The sequence below is a fragment of the Acidovorax sp. 93 genome, from assembly GCF_003633835.1.
GTDB classification, from domain to species: Bacteria; Pseudomonadota; Gammaproteobacteria; order Burkholderiales; family Burkholderiaceae_C; genus Acidovorax; species Acidovorax facilis.
Genome location: NZ_RBIT01000001.1, coordinates 4074939 through 4092456, shown reverse-complemented (window position 1 = coordinate 4092456; position 17518 = coordinate 4074939). Strand labels below are relative to the sequence as shown.

Sequence of the window (17518 nt, the reverse complement as noted above, 5' to 3'; positions counted from 1 at the left end):
TTGATGCCCGTGGGAACCGGCGGCGCATCGGCGCCGCCCACGTTGACCGTGGCGGTGCTAACCCACAACGAGGCGCACCGTATTGCGGCCTGCCTGAAAAGCGCCGCGTTCGCCGACCAGCTGCTGGTGGTGGACAGCGGCAGCACGGACAACACCGTGGCCATCGCCCAAAGCCTGGGCGCCGAAGTCCACAGCTATCCCGACTGGCAGGGCTTTGCCGTGCAGCGCAACCGGCTGCTGGCGCATTCGCGCGGCGACTATGTGTTTTTCCTCGACGCTGACGAGGTGATGACACCCGCGTTTGCGCAGGAACTGCAGGCCATCGTCCGTTCGGGCGAGCAGGCCGTGTGGACCATCCGCTGGCGCATGGTGGCCTATGGGCACGAGCTCAAGTATTTCCGGTCGCAGTCGCAGATCGAGCGCCTGTTTGTGCGTGCGCTGGTGAAGGAATACACCGGGGTGGTGCACGAGCAGGCCCAGCTCCATGCCCTGCCCGGTGGCGCAGCGGTGCCGCGTCGCCTCATCAAGGCGCGGCTGCTGCACTACTCACGCACCACGGTGCGCGGCAGCCTGGAGAAGCTTACCCAGTACGTGATGCTCGGTGCCGCCAAGCGGGCGGAGGCGGGCAAACGCGGCGGGGTCTTGCGGGGCCTGGCGTCGGGCGGGTCGATGTTCTTGCGTCTGTATGTGTTCCGGCTGGGATTTTTGTGTGGCGGCGCGGGCTTTCTGTACTGCCTGTTTGTGGCGCTGGAGGGCTTTTTCCGGTACGCCGCCCTGCACTACGACCGCGACAGCCTGACGGGGCGGGTGATTCGCTGATGACGTCTCCGCAGGATACCCACCGCTGGTTTTCCCGTTGCGCCAGCATTGGCGCGTTCATGGTCCCGGGGCTGGCGCTGTGGCTGCCCTCGGGCTATTCCTACGGCGCCGTGCTGCTGCTGCTGGCCACGCTGGCCAGCGCGCACCTGTGGTGGCGCCGCCCTGCGCCGCGTGCCGCCTGGTGGCTGACGGCGGCTTTTTCGTGCATGGCTGCGCTGTGGATGCTGGATGTGGGCGCCACCTGGGGCTGGGGCAGCATGGATCGGCCGGTCAAATACCTCCTGGCCTTGCCCTGCATCTTTTTCCTGATGACGTTCGAGCCCCGTGCCGCCTGGCTGTGGATGGGGGTGGCGGTCGGCGCAGTGGGCAGCGGGCTGGTGGCGCTGTACCAGACCTTCGTGATGGAGCTCCCGCGTGCCAATGGATTTACCAACGCCATCCAGTACGGCAACCTGAGCATGCTGCTGGCCGTGATGAGCGGCCTGCTGCTCGTCGTGCAATGGAAGCGCTGGTGCCTGTGGCAGCGGTTGCTGCTGGCCAGCGCCATCGGGCTGGGTGCCGCCGGCTCGGTGCTCTCCCAGTCGCGCGGCGGCTGGCTGGCGCTGGTGCTGTTGCTGCCCGTGTGTGCCTGGCTGCTGGTGCGCACCACCGGGCAGCGGCGCGTGTACTGGGGCCTGTGTGCGCTGGCGCTGGCGGCGGCTGCGCTGTCGCAGGTGCCTGCGGTGGAGCAGCGGGTGGACGAGGCGCGCCAGGAAGTGCAGGTCTACAAGGACCACGGTGACGGCCGCAGCTCGGTTGGCCAGCGGCTGGCGCATTGGCGCCTGGCGTGGCAGATGGGCTGGGACCGGCCCTTCACCGGCTGGGGCCGGGCCGGGTACACCGACGAGAAGGCCCGGCGCGTGGCCGCCGGGCTGGCGCATCCCGTGGTGCTCGAATTTGGGCACGCGCACAACGAAATCCTGGACCTGTTTGCCAAACGCGGGCTGCCTGGCGTGCTGTTGCTCATGGCGTTCTACGGCATTCCGCTCGCGATGTTCTGGCCCACGGCGCGGCGCATTCGCGACGGTGCCGGCAAGATGGACAAGGAGTCGCTCTCGCTGTGCCTGGTGGGTGTGATGGTGCCCCTGTCGTACATCGGGTTTGGGCTCACGCAAGTGTTTCTGGCTCACAACAGCGGCAACATGTTCTACCTCTTCATGTGCCCCCTGGTGCTGGCGGCCCTGCACGAGCGGCGCACGCGCATGGGCTGCCCAAGACCGCTTTAGATGAAGCACCCCCTGAGTCGCTTCGCGCCTTCCCCCTCTCTCGCTGCGCGGGAGGGGGACGCCACCCGTGGCCTGGCAAAGCCAGTTCCACGGTGGCACTGGCTTGGGCCGCGCCAGTTTCATGGTCTGCGGGTGTCGCGTAGCGCCATGGAAAACTGAGACGAAAGATTTCCCTATGCACATCCTGCTCATCAACAACTCCCCCATCCCTGTCTACGGCTACGGCGGTACCGAGCGTGTGATCTGGGATCTGGGCAAGACGCTGGTGCAGCTCGGTCACCGCGTGAGCTATCTGGTGCCCGACGGGTCCAGCTGCGACTTCGGCCATGTGCTGCCCATCCGCCCCGACGCACCTTGGGAGGGCCAGATCCCGGCCGATGTGGACATTGCGCATTTCCAGTTCAACCCCCGCACCGAGCTGAGCCGGCCCTATCTGGTCACCGAGCACGGCAACGCGCGCAAGCCCAAGCCGCTGCCGCTGAACACCGTGTTCCTCTCGCGTGACCACGCCGCGCGTTACGGTTCCACCGAGTTTGTCTACAACGGACTCGATTGGAGCGGCTATGGCCCTGTGGACTTTGACCGCCCACGGCCCCACTACCACTTTCTGGGCAAGGCGGCCTGGGGCGTGAAGAACGTGCGCGGCGCGATCAAGGTGGCCAAGATGGCTGGCGTGGAGCTGGACGTGCTGGGCGGAGACCGCATCAACTTCAAGCGCGGCTTTCGCTGGACGCTGTCGCGCAAGATCCACTTTCACGGCATGGTGGGCGGCACGCAGAAGACCAGCCTGCTCAATGCCTCGCGCGGGCTGATCTTTCCGGTGCGCTGGCACGAGCCCTTTGGCCTGGCCGTGATCGAAAGCCTGTACTTCGGCTGCCCGGTGTTTTCCACGCCCTACGGCGCATTGCCCGAGCTGGTGCCGGTGCACTGCGGCGTGCTGTCGGCCGAAGCCTCCGTGCTGGCCGAGGCGGTGCGCAACAACCGCTTTGACGCCCGCGCCTGTCACCAGCATGTGGTCGATCACTTCGGCGCCGAGCGCATGGCCCGCAACTACCTGCGCATGTACGAGCGCGTGCTGGCGGGTGAGAAGATCAACGCCCAGCCGCCTGTCATCCAGGGGCCTGCGCGCGAACTGCCCTGGAGGCAGTGAATCACCCCCTGAGACGCTGCGCGCCTTCCCCCTCTCTCTACGCGCTTCGCGCTATGGGAGGGGGACGCCACCGGTGGCCCGGCGAAGCCGGTTCCACGGTGGCACTGGCTTTTGCGGCGCGCCGGTACCGAAGGGCGTGAGCATCGCGGGCTGGTTGCTTGGCGGTGCAGGACCGTCTACCAGCGTGCAGATATCGTCCTACCCGTGCCCGCTCGGACTGGGCCGGTCGAAGCCAGGGCGCGTTCCGCGCGGCGGAGGCGTGTGAAAAACTGATCGAATTGGCCGCTAGCGCTTATTCATCAAGCGCAATATGCTATTTAATCAATAGCAAAATCACCTCTACCCCGCGCCCTGCGCTCCCACGGCTGCCAGCGCAGCCCGCCATTCCGCTTCCAGCACGGCCACGAGCGCCGCCGCTGGCATGGGGCGCACCGCCGCCACGCCCTGGCCGGCCCACAGTGAGAGGTAGTCCGCCCGCCCCGCCTCGGCAGACGCCCGGCGCAGCGCGCCGGTGAGGGCGTTCTGCACCGGGTAGGCTGGCACATCGGCCTCGTGCGCGTGCAGCCGCTGCAGCATCGTGTTGACGATGCCACGCGCCGGGCGGCCCGAGAAGACGCGGGTGGTGCGCGTGTCCGTGCCGGTGGCGTGGGCCAGCGCATCACGGTAGGCCGGGCCGATGCCCGACTCGTCGCAGGCCAGGAAGGCCGTGCCCATCTGCACCGCCTCGGCGCCCAGGGCCTGGGCCGCGGCGATGCCTCGCCCGTCCATGATCCCGCCGGCCGCGATCACCGCCACGCCCCGGGGGCGCAGCGCATCCACGCACTGCGGGATGAGGGCCATGGTGCCCACCATGGACGCCGCAAAGTCGGCCTGCGAGGGGCCCTTGGCGGCAGGGGCCTTTTCTGCGGGCGCAAGGCCCTCGGCCTGCAGACGGCCCGTGGGCAAAAAAGTGCCCCGGTGGCCGCCCGCCTCCATGCCCGATGCGACCACCGCGTCCACGCCCACATCGGCCCAGGCCACGGCCTCGGCCACGGATGTGGCCGTGCCGATGACGGTGCAGCCCGCGCTGTGCAGCCGCTCGACCTGCGCGGCGTTCAGGATGCCAAAGGTAAAACTCGCCACGGCCGGGCGCGCTTCGACCAGGGCGTCGAACTGGGCCGCAAAGTCCTCGCACCAGCGCGCGGGCTCGGCGGGCGTGAGGCCGAACTCCGCATACAGCGGCGCCAGACGGGCCACGGCCTTTTCCACCGTGGCCGCATCGGGCGCGGGCGTTTCCTGCACGAAGAGATTGAGCCCGAAGGGCCGGTCGGTGCGCCGCCGCACCTCGGCCGCCGCCTCGGCCATGGCTGCGGGGGAGCGCATGCCGCAGCCCAGGGTGCCCAGCCCGCCCGCTGCGGACACGGAGGCAGCCAGCGCCGGGGTGTCGGAACCCGTCATGGGCCCCTGGATGATGGGCAGACGCAGGGAGAGGGCGGTGCGCAGGCTGCGGTGGGGCATGGTGGCGTTCCGTTCGCTAAAAAAGGGAAGAAGAGAAGGGTTGTCAGTCGCGCAGCACTTGCTGCAGCGCATCCAGCGCCGCGGACCGGTAGCCGTGGCGCGACACCAGCAGCGTCTGCAGGGTGGTCAGGGGGTGCTGGGCCAGCAGCGCGGCGTGGGGCGAGAGCTGGAGCACCGAGCGTGGCACGATGCCCACGCTGCCACCCCCCGCCACGCTGGCCAGGATGGCGTGGTACGAGCCCAGTTCCAGCGTCTGCATGGGCGGGGTGCGGGTTGCGAACCAGTCCTGCGCCACCCCCCGGTAGGTGCAGCCAGGCTCGAACACCGCCAGCGTGCCGGGCACCACATCCTGCGGGCCGGACACGGGCGGATGCCCCGTGGGCAGCACCAGGATCAGTTCCTCGGCGAACACGGGGCTGGCATCCAGCGCAGGGTCGGGCGACTGCCCTGGCGGCCAGGCCACCAGCACGGCGTCGAGCGCATGGGCGCGCAGCCGCTCCAGCAGTTCGCGCGTGGGGGCGGTCGACAGCTCCAGCGCCACCCCGGGCCACTGGCGGTGCAGTTGCGCCAGCGGGGCGGGCAGGCGGCTGGCGGCGGTGCTTTCCATCGAGCCCAGGCGCAGGCGTCCCGTGGGCTGGCCTGGCCGCACGGCCTGCCGAGCCTCCTCGGCCAGCGCCAGCAGCCGGTCAGCGTAGCCCCGCAGCACTTCGCCCTCGGGCGTGAGCGCCATGCGCTTGCCCTCGCGCAGGAACAGCGGGGTGCCCAGGTCGGCCTCCAGCTGGCGCACCCGCGTGGTCACATTGGACTGCACGCGCTGCAGCCGCTCGGCCGCGCGCGTGACGCTACCCTCTGCCGCCACGGTGCGGAAGATGTCGAGGGCGGCCAGATCGAGTGGGGGGGATGCTTTATCCATCTTGAAAAAGTATGAATGTCAAAAATTCAATCTCTTGCTAAGATCATAAGACCCCGCATCCGACGCCGCAACTCCCCCACCGTCCCACCCTCCCACAGCGCAACCGCCCCCATGCCGTGACCCAGGCCACTTCTTCTTCCACGCTTGCAGCCACCCGCCGTGGCGACACCGGCTCCTCCGCGCTCCAGGTCGCACTGGCGGGCATGGCCGCGCTGGCTGCCGCCATGGGCATCGGCCGCTTTGCCTTCACACCGCTGTTGCCCATGATGCTGCACGACGGCGTGGTGGACATCGCCACCGGCAGCTGGCTGGCCACGGCCAACTACGCGGGCTACCTGGGGGGTGCGCTGCTGTACATGGCCTTGCCCTGGCTGGGTCGGCGCCTGGGCGCGGTGCCCGGCAACGCGGCCCTGGTACGGGGCGGGCTGGTGGCCACGGTGCTGCTCACAGCCGCGCTGGCCCTGCCATGGCCCGTGCTGTGGCCGCTGATGCGGTTGCTGGCCGGTGTGGCCAGCGCCATGGTGTTCCTGGGCACGGCCAACTGGTGCATGGGCCGGCTGGCCCACCTGGGGCATCCGGCCCTGGGCGGGTTGATCTTTTGCGGTCCGGGCCTGGGCATCGTCGCCACCGGCCTGCCCACCAGCGCCATGGTGGCAGCGGGCTGGAGCGCCGCCACGGGCTGGGCGGTGTTCGCCGTGCTTGCCGCCTTGCTGTGCGCGCTGGTGTGGCCGGTGGTGCGGGGCAGCGAAGCCTCCTCGGTGGGGCCAAGCGCCGCAAGCATGGCGGCCACGGCGCCACCTCCGCCCGCGCCGAACCCGGCAGCCGAGCGCGCCCTGCTGGCGCTGGCCTATGGCCTGGCCGGCCTGGGCTACATCGTCACGGCCACCTTCCTGCCCGTGATCGCGCGGGCCGCGCTGCCTGCGGGCTCGGCCTGGCCCGACCTGTTCTGGCCCATCTTCGGCGCGGGTGTGGCGCTGGGGGCGCTGCTGTCCACGCGCATTCACCCTGCGCGGGACCGGCGCCTGCTGCTGGCGGGGGCCTACCTGTTGCAGGCGGCGGCCATCGGCCTGGGCCTGCTCTGGCCCGGCCCGGCAGGCTTTGCATTCGGTAGCCTGCTGCTGGGCCTGCCCTTCACGGCCATCACGTTCTTTGCGTTGCAGGAGGCGCGACACCAGTGGCCCCAGGCGGGCGCAGGCTTCACCGGCCTGATGACCGCGCTTTACGGCATCGGCCAGATCGCGGGGCCGCCCATGGCGGCGGTGCTCCTGGCGCGCGCGGGCTCGCAGGCGCAGGGGTTTGACTGGGCGCTGGGTGTGGCGGGGGCTGCGCTGGGGTTGGGGGCGGCGCTTTACGGCTTTATGGCGTGGCACTGGCGGGAAGTGCATCAAAAAAAGTAGCTGCTAGCGCTTGCTGTATAAGGCTTGGCTGCCCATCTGACCCAAAAATACCGTGAAGCGCCTCGACCTGACCCTGGCCGCGCAGCCTTTGGCGCAAACCCTTTCCACGTTGGCGGGCCGCGTCCCCGCGCGGCAGGCGCAGGCCCTGGCGCTGCTGGCTGACCATCAACGCTGGGACGCCCTGCTCGCGCTAGCCCGGCTGTGGGGGCGGCCGGGTGCCAGTGAACTGCTTCGGCCCAAGGGGTTCACTCCGTTTCTGTACCGCGCCAGCGCCTGCGCCGCCGCGTCCGTGGCAACGCTCGATGGCCTTCGCCGCCTGGGCGGCCTTCCAGGCAGCGACGCCCAGGTGGCCGCGCAGGCCCGCGAGTTGGCCGAGTGGGAGCGCGGCAAGTGGCCTGCTGCGCCCTCCACTTTGCATGCCTGGCTCAATGAAGGGTTGCGCTGGGCGGTGTCCGGCGGCGATGTGGCGCGTGTGGAGTGGTGGGTGGCAGTGGGGGCTGACCTGCACCACCACGATGCCAAAGGCGACAACGCCATCCAACGGGCCCGCACACCGCAAATGCTGGACTGGCTGCTGGTTCAGGGCGTGTCCACGGATGGGACATGCCGCCACGGGGGCCGCGTCGCCTGCAGCCTGGTGCGCTGGGGCCGTTATGAGGCGCTGCGCTGCCTGCAAACGCATGGCCTGGACATGGAAAAGCTGGATTGGCCGCCGTTGCACCGGTTGGTGGCGCTGGGCACGGCGCAGGAGGTGGGCTCTGCGCTGCAGGGGCCGGATGGTGCGGCTCTGCGCATGCAGCTTGAAGTCCGCGACGGCTGGAACCGCACGCCCGCCATCCACGCGGCGGCACAAGGTGCGGTGGACAAGCTCGCACTGCTGCGCGACGCAGGCGCCGACTTGCAGGTGAAGTGGCGCGATTTACCGCTGCTTCAGTGGATCATCGACTCCCGCCAGCCCGATGCGCTGCGCTGGTGGCTGGCCCAGCCGGGAGCGGATGTGGAAACGCCGCTGGGCGGCCTACGCGACACTCCCTTGCTCGCTGCGGTCGAGAACGACGACCTGCCCATGGCCAGTGCGCTGCTGCAAGCTGGCGCCGACCCTCAACGTTACAACGACAACAACGGCTGTCCCATCAACAGCGCCCGCAGTCGCGCCATGCTGGAGCTGCTGGTCGCCCACGGCGGCCAGATCCAGCACCTGGGCCGCGATGGCACGCGCCTCTGGCTGGGCCAGCCGCTGTGGGACGAGCGCGAGCCAGGCTGGCTCGTCACCTGCACGCCCGAAGAGTTCAAGCAGCACCACACGCCCCGCCCAGGGCGGCACAACGGCGAGGACGTCACCACCGCCTTTCACCTTGCCATGCTGGAGTCGGGTGAAAGCGCATATGGCGCGGGCGAGGCGTTCGGATTGAACCGCAGCTTCAGCGATACACCCTGGCAGCACATCTGGAACGCCGACCGCTTCGGCCAAAGCCTGACCGGCCTGCCCGATGGTCGCTGGGTGCAGATCGGCGGAGAGCATGAGGACGGCTACGACCCCGACTTCTTCATCTACGCGGATGTGATCGTCCACACCCCGCCCAGCGAGCCGGGTGGCGCCTGGGACCGGCGCGTGTTCGCCTACCCGGAGGATGTGTTCCCGCCCACCGACTCCCACACCGCCACCCCGGTGGATGGCCGCATCATCGTCATCGGCTGCCTGGGCTACCCCGCGCAGCGCCGTCCTGGCGAGACGCCTGTCTACGCATTGGATGCGCACACCTTTCAGATGCAGAGGCTCGATGTCACGGGCACCGGGCCGGGCTGGCTGCACAAGCACCAGGCGCAGCGGGTGGCGCCGGGCGTGGTGGAGGTGTGGGGTGGAGAGCGCTGCACTGGCGCCAACCAATGGCAGGCCGTGCCGGGGCGTTGGCGGCTCGACCTGGCGCAGCTTCAATGGCAGGCCGTTGCTGGATCGTAAAAATTCAGGTCGATTTGGTTGCTAGCGCTTATCTGTAAGCCGCTAGCAGCTATTATTTTTGTAGCGGTAGCCGCAGCACAAAGCAGGCCCCAGGGGCGCCATCCGGCCGATCCTCGCAATGCACTGTGCCGTTGTGCCGCCCAGCAATTGACCGCACCAGCGCCAGCCCCAGGCCCACGCCGCCTGCGCGTTCGCTGGCGCCGGGCAGGCGGTAGAAGGGCTCGAAGATGCGTTCACGGTGGGTCACGGGCACGCCCGGACCCCGGTCGCACACGCGCACCTCGGCGTGACCCTGGCGGCGTTCGACCACCAGGGTGATCTCGCCGGTGCTGTAGCGCCGGGCGTTTTCCAACAGGTTGCGGATGGCGCGGCGCAGAAGCTTTGGGATGCCGCGCACATCCACGGAGTCCGAACTCACGTCCAGATCGGCGTCCACGCGTGCACACTCTTCGGCGGCCAGACCGATCAGATCCACCAGCTCCACGGTACCCACATCGGCTTCGCGTGCATCCAGGCGACTGGCCAGCAGGATCTCGTCCACCAGCTGGTCCAGCTCGGCAATGTTGCGCAGGATTTCCTCACGGAACGCGGGCGAGGGCTGCTGACCGCCCATCAGCTCCAGCCCCATGCGGATGCGGGTGAGCGGAGAGCGCAGCTCGTGCGAGGCGTTGGCCAGCAGCGACTTGTGCGATTTGACCAGCGTTTCGACGCGCGCAGCGGCGGCGTTGAACTGGCGCGCGAGGTCGGCCACTTCGTCCTGCCCTTGCTCGGGCACACGCACCGACAGGTCGCCCTCGCCAAACTTTTGCACACTGCGTTGCAGGGCTTCGAGCCGCAGCGTGAGGCGCCGGATGATGGGGTACACACCCACGGCCACGGCCAGGCCCACGATGCCCAGCAGCCACAAAAAGCCGAACGGTGGCCGGGTCCAGAACGCGGCGTCGCCCTGGTTCGGACCTCCGGGTCGGCCGCCCCGATCGCCGCGTGGCTGGCGAGGCGCCATCTGCAGCAGAAAGACCTGCCCGGTGTCCGATTGGATCTGGAATTCAATGCCTTCGCCCGGCTCGCTGGGCTGGCGCGTGGCCAGGCCCTTGAGCACCTGCGTGCCGTTGGGATCGCGCAGCACCATCTCGCGCGAGGGCGGCACGAACGGCTGGGCGTTCTGCGCCTTTTGTTCCTCGGCCATGCGCCAGGCCCAGCCCACGGTCAGCGTCAGCACCGCGATGCCGCCGACCACGGCCAGCCAGATGCGCAGGTACAGACGGCGGGAGAAGGGGGTGGAAAGGGACATTCAGCAAAAGTGGAGGTGCGCGCCGCAGCGGGGCCGCGCCCTACCGGTCAGTCTTGTTGTTTCGCAAAAACGTAGCCCACGCCACGCACCGTGAGGATGCGGCGCGGGTTCTTGGCGTCGGCCTCGATGGCGGCACGGATGCGGCCCATGTGCACGTCGATGGAGCGGTCAAACGCCTCCAGCTCGCGGCCGCGCACGGCCTCCATGATCTGGTCGCGCGTGAGCACCCGGCCCGCGCGCTCGGCCAGCGCCACGAGCAGGTCGAACTGGTAGGAGGTGAGGTCGGCCAGCTCGCCTGCCACGGTCACGGTGCGGGCGTCGCGGTCGATCTCCAGCGTGCCAAAACGCAGGACCTGCGTGGCCGCCGTTGCATTGCCGCCATCGGTGCGGCGGCGCAGGATGGCGCGGATGCGGGCCAGCAGCTCGCGCGGCTCAAACGGCTTGGGCAGGTAATCGTCGGCACCCAGCTCCAGGCCGATGATGCGGTCCATGGGGTCGCCCTTGGCGGTGAGCATGAGCACCGGCACCTGGGCCGCATGGCCTTGCAACGAGCGGATGCGCCGGCACACTTCCAGGCCGTCCATGTCGGGCAGCATGAGGTCCAGGATCACGAGGTCGGGCAGCGGCCCGGCGTCGGGCCCCTGCAGCTGCGCCAGGCCACTCTTGCCGTCCGCGCGGTGCGTGACCTGCAGGCCCGACTGGCCCAGGTACTCGCCCACCATCTGTGCGAGGCGGGCGTCGTCTTCGATCATCAGCAGTTGGGAACTCATGGGGGCAGTGTAGTAGCGGGTGGCTTCATGGTCGCCAAGGGCTGTCTCGGTGCGTTGTCGGCCATGTAAACCTCCCGTAAAGCCACCAAGCCCGTGCAGCCGTACGACCGCGGCCAGACTTGCCCTGCCGCGCGGTCCCGCCCGGGCCGCTTGTGTTGCACGCATGCCATGCGCAGGAGGCGCAGCTTCTTCTTGTGCGGGCACTGCTTTGCCCCTACGCTCGGAGCATGAATTCCCCCTTCCTTACGCCGGGATGCCACGGCGCCAGCCCGCCGTCCGCATGACGCTCCCGGAGCCTCGCCTTGCCCCGTCCGGGCGCGACGTCTCCGTGGCGATCGTGGAGGACGATCCGCGCACGCGGCGGCGGTTCGAGCACGCGCTGGCGCGGGCCGACCGCCTGTGGCTGGCCTACTCTGCGGGCACGGTGGGCGAGATGGTGGCTTGGCTGCGCGACAACCGTGTGGACGTGCTCCTCGTGGACCTCGGGTTGCCCGACGGCTCCGGCCTTCAGGTCATCAGCCATTGCCGCAAGCTTTCGCCCGGAACCGAGATCATGGTCATCAGCATGTTCGGTGACGAGGCCAACATGATGCGCGCTTTCGAAGCCGGCGCACGCGGCTACCTCCTCAAGGACGGGACCGAAGACGATCTCGCCGACCACGTCCTGAGCCTGAATGCCGGCGGATCGCCCATGACCCCCATCATCGCGCGCCAGTTGCTGACACGTCTGTCGCCCGCGCCAGCGACGACCAGTGCGCTTCCCGTCGATGCGACCTTGACGGCGCGGGAGCGGGATATCCTCGCCAAGCTTGCGCGCGGCTACACCTACGCCGAAACCGCAGAGATCCTGGGCATCTCGCCTTCCACGGTCCAATCGCATGTCAAGAACATCTACAGCAAGCTGGCGGTTCATTCAAAGACGGAGGCGATTCACGAGGCGCGGCAGCTGGGGCTTCTGTAGCAGGCTACCGGGCATGCCGCGGGAGGCACCGCTGCGCGTGCTCTGGATTGCGGTGCTGTGGGTGCTTCTCGGCGGCACGGTGCATGCCCAACCGGAGGTAGGGACGATTGCGCAGGCCCATGCGTACCTCGAACCCGATGGCGCCGAACCCTGGTCGGGGCTGGTGGCGCTTCCACATCTCTGGGACAAGGCCTACCCCGGCAAGTCCGGGCGCGCGCGCTACCTGCTGGCGCTTCCTCCCGTGCCGTCCGATGGGGTCCTCAGGGGGGTCTATTTTCCCCGGGTGGGCAATCAGGTCGAAGTCTTCGTCGGCGGCGATCTGATTGCACACCGCGGCGTGCTGGGCGACGGCCGCACCGATGCGACCAAGGCGCCGCTGTGGGTGCCCGTGCCTGCGCGCCTGTTGTCCCAAAGCGTCCCCACCGTGTTGGAGGTTCGTGTAGCCGTGCAAGCGGTGCGCTGGGGTGGACTGGCCGCACCGCGCTTCGGGCCTGAGGCCGTGCTTCAGCCGCAGTACCGCGAGCGCTATGTCTGGCGGCAGTGGGGCGCAGTGGCCGTGGTGTTTGCACTGGCCCTCACGGGCGTGATTGCCGCAGGGCTGTGGCACCTCAACCGGGAGCCGGTGTACGGCTATTTCGCGCTGTGCGCGCCGTTTGGGATGCTGCGCTTCGGCGACCGTCTGTGGAGCACCTCGCCCCTGGGATGGCCGGTGTGGGGCGGCATCGTGGCGCTCTCGCTGGCGGTGCACGTCCTGCTGCTGGTGCGCTTCTCGCTGGCTTTGATCGGCCGCGACGGGCCTGGGGCCCGGCGGGCGTTCTGGGTGCTGCTGCTCGCTGAAACCCTCCTGGTGTCAGCAGCTTTTGGCCTGTTCCAGCCCGAGTACTGGACCGCCGCCCTGGGATTGCTGTTCGTGCCTGCGGTTGGGGCCTATGTCATCGCTGCACGGGAAGCGATCGTGGCCCGCAAGCCCGAGGCCATCGCCTTCTGTATTGCCAGCTTCGTTCCCATAGGCGCAGGCCTGTACGACTTCCTGGAGATCCGCATCGCGACAGAAAGCGTGGGCCGCTCTTCGTACCTTCCGCTGGCGACCATGCTCTTCGTGCTCCTGATGGGCTGGCTCATCCTGGATCGTTATGCCCGCCAGGTGCGTGCTTACCAGGCCCTGAGCAACTCCCTGGACGAGAAGGTGCGCCAGCGCGAGCGTGAGCTGGAGGTCAGCTACGCGCTCCTGCAGCAGGAGCATGAACAGCACGCGGCCCTGCAGGAGCGCCAGCGCATCATGCGCGACATCCACGACGGCGTGGGATCGCAACTGGTGGGGCTGCTCAGCCTCATTGGCAAAGGCCGGTCCAGCCGGGCCGCGCTGCGTGAGCATGCCCACGCGGCGCTCGATGAACTGCGCATGGCCGTGGACGCCATGCAGCCGGTGGACGGTGACCTGGCCACGGTGCTGGCCACGCTGCGCTACCGGCTACAACCGCGGCTGGCCGCCTCGGGCATCTCGGTCGATTGGCAGGTGGACGAAGAACTGCCCACGCTGGACAGCCTCACGCCGCACAGGGTGCTTCAGATCCAGCGCATCCTGCTGGAGGCATTCACCAACGTGCTGCGGCATGCGCAGGCCACCCGCGTACGGGTCAGCGCGCGCCAGCAGCCGGGGCCGGTACGCCAGCCCGATGATGAGTCGCCGTGTCTGGTGCTGGAGATCGCCGACAACGGCATCGGCATGCCCGGCCCGGCTGCAGCCGGGGGCCAGGGCCTGGCCAACATGCGCGCACGCGCGCAGGCTATCGGCGCGAAGCTGGATGTCACGTCTGTGCCGGGCCAGGGGACGTGTGTGCGGATTACGTTGCTGGGGGAGCCTGCACCCGCGATGCCAGCCACACCAGCACCAGCACCGGCAGCCCCAGCAGCGCCGTCGATGTGAAGAACTGCGCATAGCCAAACGCATTCACGTAATCGCCCGAGAAACCCGCCACGAATTTCGGCAGCAGCAACATCATCGAGCTGAACAGTGCGTACTGCGTGGCCGAGTAACTCACGTTCGTCAGGCTCGACAGATAGGCAATGAATGCGGCCGACGCAATGCCGCTGGCCAGGTTGTCGGCCGACACCACGGCAATCAGCGCCGTCACGTCGTGTCCGTGGCCCGCCAGCCAAGCGAACAGCAGGTTGCTGGCCGCGCTCAGGATGGCGCCCAGCATCAGGATGCGCATCACGCCAAACCGCATCGACAACACGCCGCCCACAAAGGCGCCGGCCAGCGTCATGATCACGCCGTAGATCTTGGTCACGGCGGCGACCTCGTCCTTGGTGAAGCCCATGTCCACATAAAACGGGTTGGCCATGATGCCCATCACCACATCGCTGATGCGGTACACGGCGATGAGCGCCAGGATCAGCGCCGCGTGCCAGCCATAGCGGCGCAGAAAATCGGCAAAAGGCTCCACCATGGCGCTCTGGATCCACTCCGCCGCGTTGCGCGCAGGGGGCAGTTGCACCGGCGCGGGCTCGCGTGAGAACAGCACGGTGACCACGCCCACGGCCATCGAGGCCGCCATCACCAGGTACGCCACTTGCCACGCGCTGTTCTGGTAGGCCGCAACGCCTTGTGCGATGGCCTGGCCCACGGCGGGCGCCACCTCGGAGCGCGCTGCAATCCACAACACGCCCGCTCCGGCCCAGATCATGGCCAGGCGGTAGCCCGTCTGGTACGACGCTGCCAGCGCCGCCTGGTGGTTGGCGTCGGCGGATTCGATGCGAAACGCATCGAGCGCGATGTCCTGCGTGGCCGAGCCAAATGCCACGGCCAACGCGCACCACACGATGGGCCCCAGGGTCTGGCGCGGGTCGGCCAACGCCATGCCGATGAGCCCGCCCACGATCAGCGCCTGCGACAGCAGCAGCCAGCTGCGCCTGCGCCCCAGCGCGTTTGTGAGCAGCGGAATCGGCAGCCGGTCTACCAGTGGCGCCCACACCCACTTGAAGCCGTAGGCCAGGCCCACCCAGCTCAGATACCCGATGGTGCTGCGGTCAATACCCGCCTCGCGCAGGCGAAAGCTCAGCGTGCCCAGCACCAGCAGCAGTGGCAGCCCGGCCGAGAACCCGAGCGTGAGCATGCGCAGGCTGGCGGGCTCCAGGTACACGCGCAGGGTCTGCAGCCAGGGCGTGCGGTGCGGCTTTTCCGGGGTGAGGTTGGGGGCGGATGAAGTGGAGGTGTCTGACATGGGCGCGCGGAGGTTTTGTCTATCATCGCCGACACACCCTTGTAGCCAGCCTGCCGGCCTCCATCTGCGCGGCAGACTCTGGTGTGTTGTGTGCCAGCTCTGCTCATTATTCCTTCTGGGATCGCCTTGTATGTGTCTTTTCTGCCCCGCTCCCTCTGTTGCGCCCTCGTCCCCGTGGTCGGCGCGCCGCGCCTTCCTGCTGGCGGCAGGCGCCAGCGCTGCGGCGCCAGTGCTCGCGCAGGTCGAGGTGGGCTCGGCATCCAGCCTGCGCAAGCTGGTGCCCGCTGAAACGCTGGAAAACTCCGCCGCCCAGCAGTACCAGCAGATGCTGCAGCAGGCCAAGGCCAAGCGCGCGCTGGCACCCAGCGACCACCCGCAGCTGCAGCGCCTGCACGCCATCGCCAAGCGGCTGATTCCGCACACCATGCCGTGGAACGACCGCGCCAAACAATGGCGCTGGGAGGTCAACCTCATCGGCAGTTCGCAGATCAACGCCTTCTGCATGCCCGGCGGCAAGATTGCGTTCTACACCGGCATCCTGGACCAGCTCAAGCTCACCGACGATGAGACCGCCATGATCATGGGCCACGAAATGGCCCACGCCCTGCGTGAACACGCGCGCGAGCGCATCGCCAAGACGCAGGGCACCAACCTGGCACTGCGCCTGGGCTCGCAGCTGCTGGGGCTTGGCGACCTGGGCCAGGCGGCGGCGGGGCTGGGTGGGCAGCTGCTCACGCTGCAGTTCAGCCGCTCGGACGAGACGGATGCCGACCTTGTGGGGCTGGAGCTGGCCGCCCGCGCAGGCTACCAGCCCTCGGCCGCCGTAAGCCTGTGGCAGAAGATGGGCAACGCCAGCGGCAGCAAGCAGGGCGGGCTGGCGTTTTTGTCCACACACCCTTCAGGCCCCGCGCGCATCCGTGAGCTGGAGGTGAATGTGCCCAAAGTGCAGGGCCTGTACGAGGCGGCGCGGCGCAACGGGTAGTCGTGGACGGCGGGTGGGTGGCAGAGGCGCGCCATCGAAAGGTGCCTGGGAATCCTGATGCTACCGTTTTAATAGCTGTTAGCGCTTGATGAGTAAGCGATAGAGGCCAATTTGACTAAGAATTTGGCTGCCGTGGAGCTATGCCACGCTCACCCGGTTGCGGCCCGCGTTCTTGCTTTGGTACAGCGCCTTGTCGGCGCGTGCAATGGCAGCTTGCAGGTCTTCGGCGCTGTGCACCTGGGCCACGCCAAACGACATGGTCAGCGCAATGGGCGCCTGGCCCACGTCCAGTGGCGTTTGCTCGATGGCGGTGCGGATGCGTTCGGCGGTGGCGCTGGCGGCGTCCAGCGGGCTGGCGGGCATCAGCGCCAAAAACTCCTCGCCGCCCCAACGCGCCAGCACGTCCCCTTCGCGCAGGTTGGCGGCCAGCACTTTGGCCATGGCCACCAGTACCTCGTCACCCACGGCGTGGCCGTATTGGTCGTTGATCCGTTTGAATAAGTCCACATCACACAGCAGCAGGGTGACTGGCGCGCCGTCGCGCTGGCTGCGCGCCAGCGCGTTGGTAGACAGGGCTTCGAAGTGGCTGCGGTTGGCTAGGCCGGTCAGCGGGTCGAGCGTGGCCTGCTTGCGCAAGCGGGCCTCCGCGATCAGGATCGTGCGGCGGTAAAAGGCCGACAGCGCGGCCGACATGGCGAACACTAGACAGATGTGTACCCAGTTCACGATGTTGACGCTGCGGGCGGGCAGGGGGTCGAGCGGACCCAGGTGGCTGCTCAGTGCATGCAGGCCCAGGTAGTACGCCAGCAACGCCAGCACCATCGGTGCGGCATACCCCCGCGTATTGGCAATCACGATGGCAGGAATGAACATCAGCAGGTAGTAGTGAAACCCGCTGTCCCAGCCGATGAGCAGCGAACCCAATGCCGAATGCCCCACCACCTCCAGCCAGATCAGCAACAGCCCGGCCACGTTGTAGCGTTTCTGTATGAGCCGGTATGCGCCCAGGTACATGCCGATGCTGATCACGTTGATGGCCGCCAGGGGCTGCGAGCCCAACCACAGAAACAGCGCGATGTAGCCGACATCGATGGCCGCAGCGGTCAGCGCCACCCGCTGCACCATGGCCCAGTAAGCCTTGCCCGCCAGGCTGGAGCCGCGCTGCGGTGCTAGGGGAGGGCGTGGCTTGAAGGTGGGGTTCATGGCGCGAAAGCGGGGCGGGGCGGATGGAGCCTGGGCAAGGGTGCCACAAGCTGCTTACAACACGATACATCGTAAGCATGCAG

At 68.3% G+C, this 17518-nt stretch carries 14 protein-coding genes; 8 read left to right on the top strand and 6 right to left on the bottom strand.

Going from position 1 to position 17518, the window contains the following annotated elements; genetic code table 11:
- Positions 1–3 precede the first annotated feature (3 nt).
- The 3 genes from C8C93_RS18660 to C8C93_RS18650 all read left to right on the top strand — a co-directional run bounded on the left by C8C93_RS18660 (position 4) and on the right by C8C93_RS18650 (position 3234).
- Positions 4–819 carry a glycosyltransferase family 2 protein gene (locus tag C8C93_RS18660; RefSeq protein ID WP_121507862.1) on the top strand — a complete coding sequence of 272 codons (816 nt, stop codon included), beginning with the start codon at positions 4–6 and terminating at the stop codon, positions 817–819.
- A complete protein-coding gene (locus tag C8C93_RS18655; RefSeq protein ID WP_121507861.1) occupies positions 819–2084 on the top strand; it encodes an O-antigen ligase in 1266 nt (421 codons plus the stop codon). The genes C8C93_RS18660 and C8C93_RS18655 overlap by 1 nt, the downstream gene beginning before the upstream one ends.
- Before the next feature lie 175 nt (positions 2085–2259).
- Positions 2260–3234 carry a glycosyltransferase gene (locus tag C8C93_RS18650; RefSeq protein ID WP_121507860.1) on the top strand — a complete coding sequence of 325 codons (975 nt, stop codon included), beginning with the start codon at positions 2260–2262 and terminating at the stop codon, positions 3232–3234.
- A gap of 339 nt (positions 3235–3573) precedes the next feature.
- Here C8C93_RS18650 and C8C93_RS18645 read toward each other — a convergent pair whose 3' ends face one another.
- Positions 3574–4731 (bottom strand): nitronate monooxygenase family protein, encoded by a 1158-nt coding sequence (locus C8C93_RS18645; RefSeq protein WP_121507859.1) that lies wholly within the window; start codon positions 4729–4731, stop codon positions 3574–3576.
- A 43-nt stretch (positions 4732–4774) separates the two neighbouring features.
- Positions 4775–5644 carry a LysR substrate-binding domain-containing protein gene (locus C8C93_RS18640; RefSeq protein WP_121507858.1) on the bottom strand — a complete coding sequence of 290 codons (870 nt, stop codon included), beginning with the start codon at positions 5642–5644 and terminating at the stop codon, positions 4775–4777.
- 203 nt (positions 5645–5847) lie between these two features.
- Between C8C93_RS18640 and C8C93_RS18635 the strand changes: the two genes are divergently transcribed.
- A complete protein-coding gene (locus C8C93_RS18635) occupies positions 5848–7041 on the top strand; it encodes a YbfB/YjiJ family MFS transporter (RefSeq protein WP_121508869.1) in 1194 nt (397 codons plus the stop codon).
- A 52-nt stretch (positions 7042–7093) separates the two neighbouring features.
- Positions 7094–9001, top strand: a complete 1908-nt coding sequence (locus tag C8C93_RS18630; protein WP_121507857.1) for an ankyrin repeat domain-containing protein — start codon at positions 7094–7096, stop codon at positions 8999–9001.
- Positions 9002–9053: 52 nt separating this feature from the next.
- Here C8C93_RS18630 and C8C93_RS18625 read toward each other — a convergent pair whose 3' ends face one another.
- Both C8C93_RS18625 and C8C93_RS18620 read right to left on the bottom strand, forming a co-directional pair.
- Positions 9054–10292, bottom strand: a complete 1239-nt coding sequence (locus C8C93_RS18625; protein WP_121421953.1) for an ATP-binding protein — start codon at positions 10290–10292, stop codon at positions 9054–9056.
- A gap of 47 nt (positions 10293–10339) precedes the next feature.
- Positions 10340–11062, bottom strand: coding sequence for a response regulator transcription factor (locus C8C93_RS18620; protein WP_055401574.1), 723 nt, complete (start codon positions 11060–11062; stop codon positions 10340–10342).
- A gap of 280 nt (positions 11063–11342) precedes the next feature.
- On the opposite strand from C8C93_RS18620, the gene C8C93_RS18615 reads away from it, so the two are divergent.
- Complete coding sequence (locus C8C93_RS18615) at positions 11343–12023, top strand: response regulator transcription factor (protein ID WP_121508868.1); 681 nt, start codon at positions 11343–11345, stop codon at positions 12021–12023.
- Between the two features lie 13 nt (positions 12024–12036).
- The gene (locus C8C93_RS18610) at positions 12037–13950 is read left to right on the top strand and encodes a sensor histidine kinase (RefSeq protein WP_158603279.1); all 1914 of its coding nucleotides are present in this window, start codon (positions 12037–12039) and stop codon (positions 13948–13950) included.
- On the opposite strand, the gene C8C93_RS18605 is transcribed toward C8C93_RS18610, so the two are convergent.
- On the bottom strand, positions 13868–15250 hold the full coding sequence (locus C8C93_RS18605) for an AmpG family muropeptide MFS transporter (RefSeq protein ID WP_121507855.1): 1383 nt from the start codon (positions 15248–15250) through the stop codon (positions 13868–13870). The two genes, C8C93_RS18610 and C8C93_RS18605, sit on opposite strands and share 83 nt — an antisense overlap.
- 130 nt (positions 15251–15380) lie before the next feature.
- Here C8C93_RS18605 and C8C93_RS18600 point away from each other — a divergent pair, with 130 nt between their 5' ends.
- The gene (locus C8C93_RS18600; protein WP_055401567.1) at positions 15381–16232 is read left to right on the top strand and encodes a M48 family metallopeptidase; all 852 of its coding nucleotides are present in this window, start codon (positions 15381–15383) and stop codon (positions 16230–16232) included.
- A 138-nt stretch (positions 16233–16370) separates the two neighbouring features.
- On the opposite strand, the gene C8C93_RS18595 is transcribed toward C8C93_RS18600, so the two are convergent.
- Positions 16371–17435 (bottom strand): GGDEF domain-containing protein, encoded by a 1065-nt coding sequence (locus C8C93_RS18595; protein ID WP_121507854.1) that lies wholly within the window; start codon positions 17433–17435, stop codon positions 16371–16373.
- Between the last annotated feature and the right edge of the window lie 83 nt (positions 17436–17518).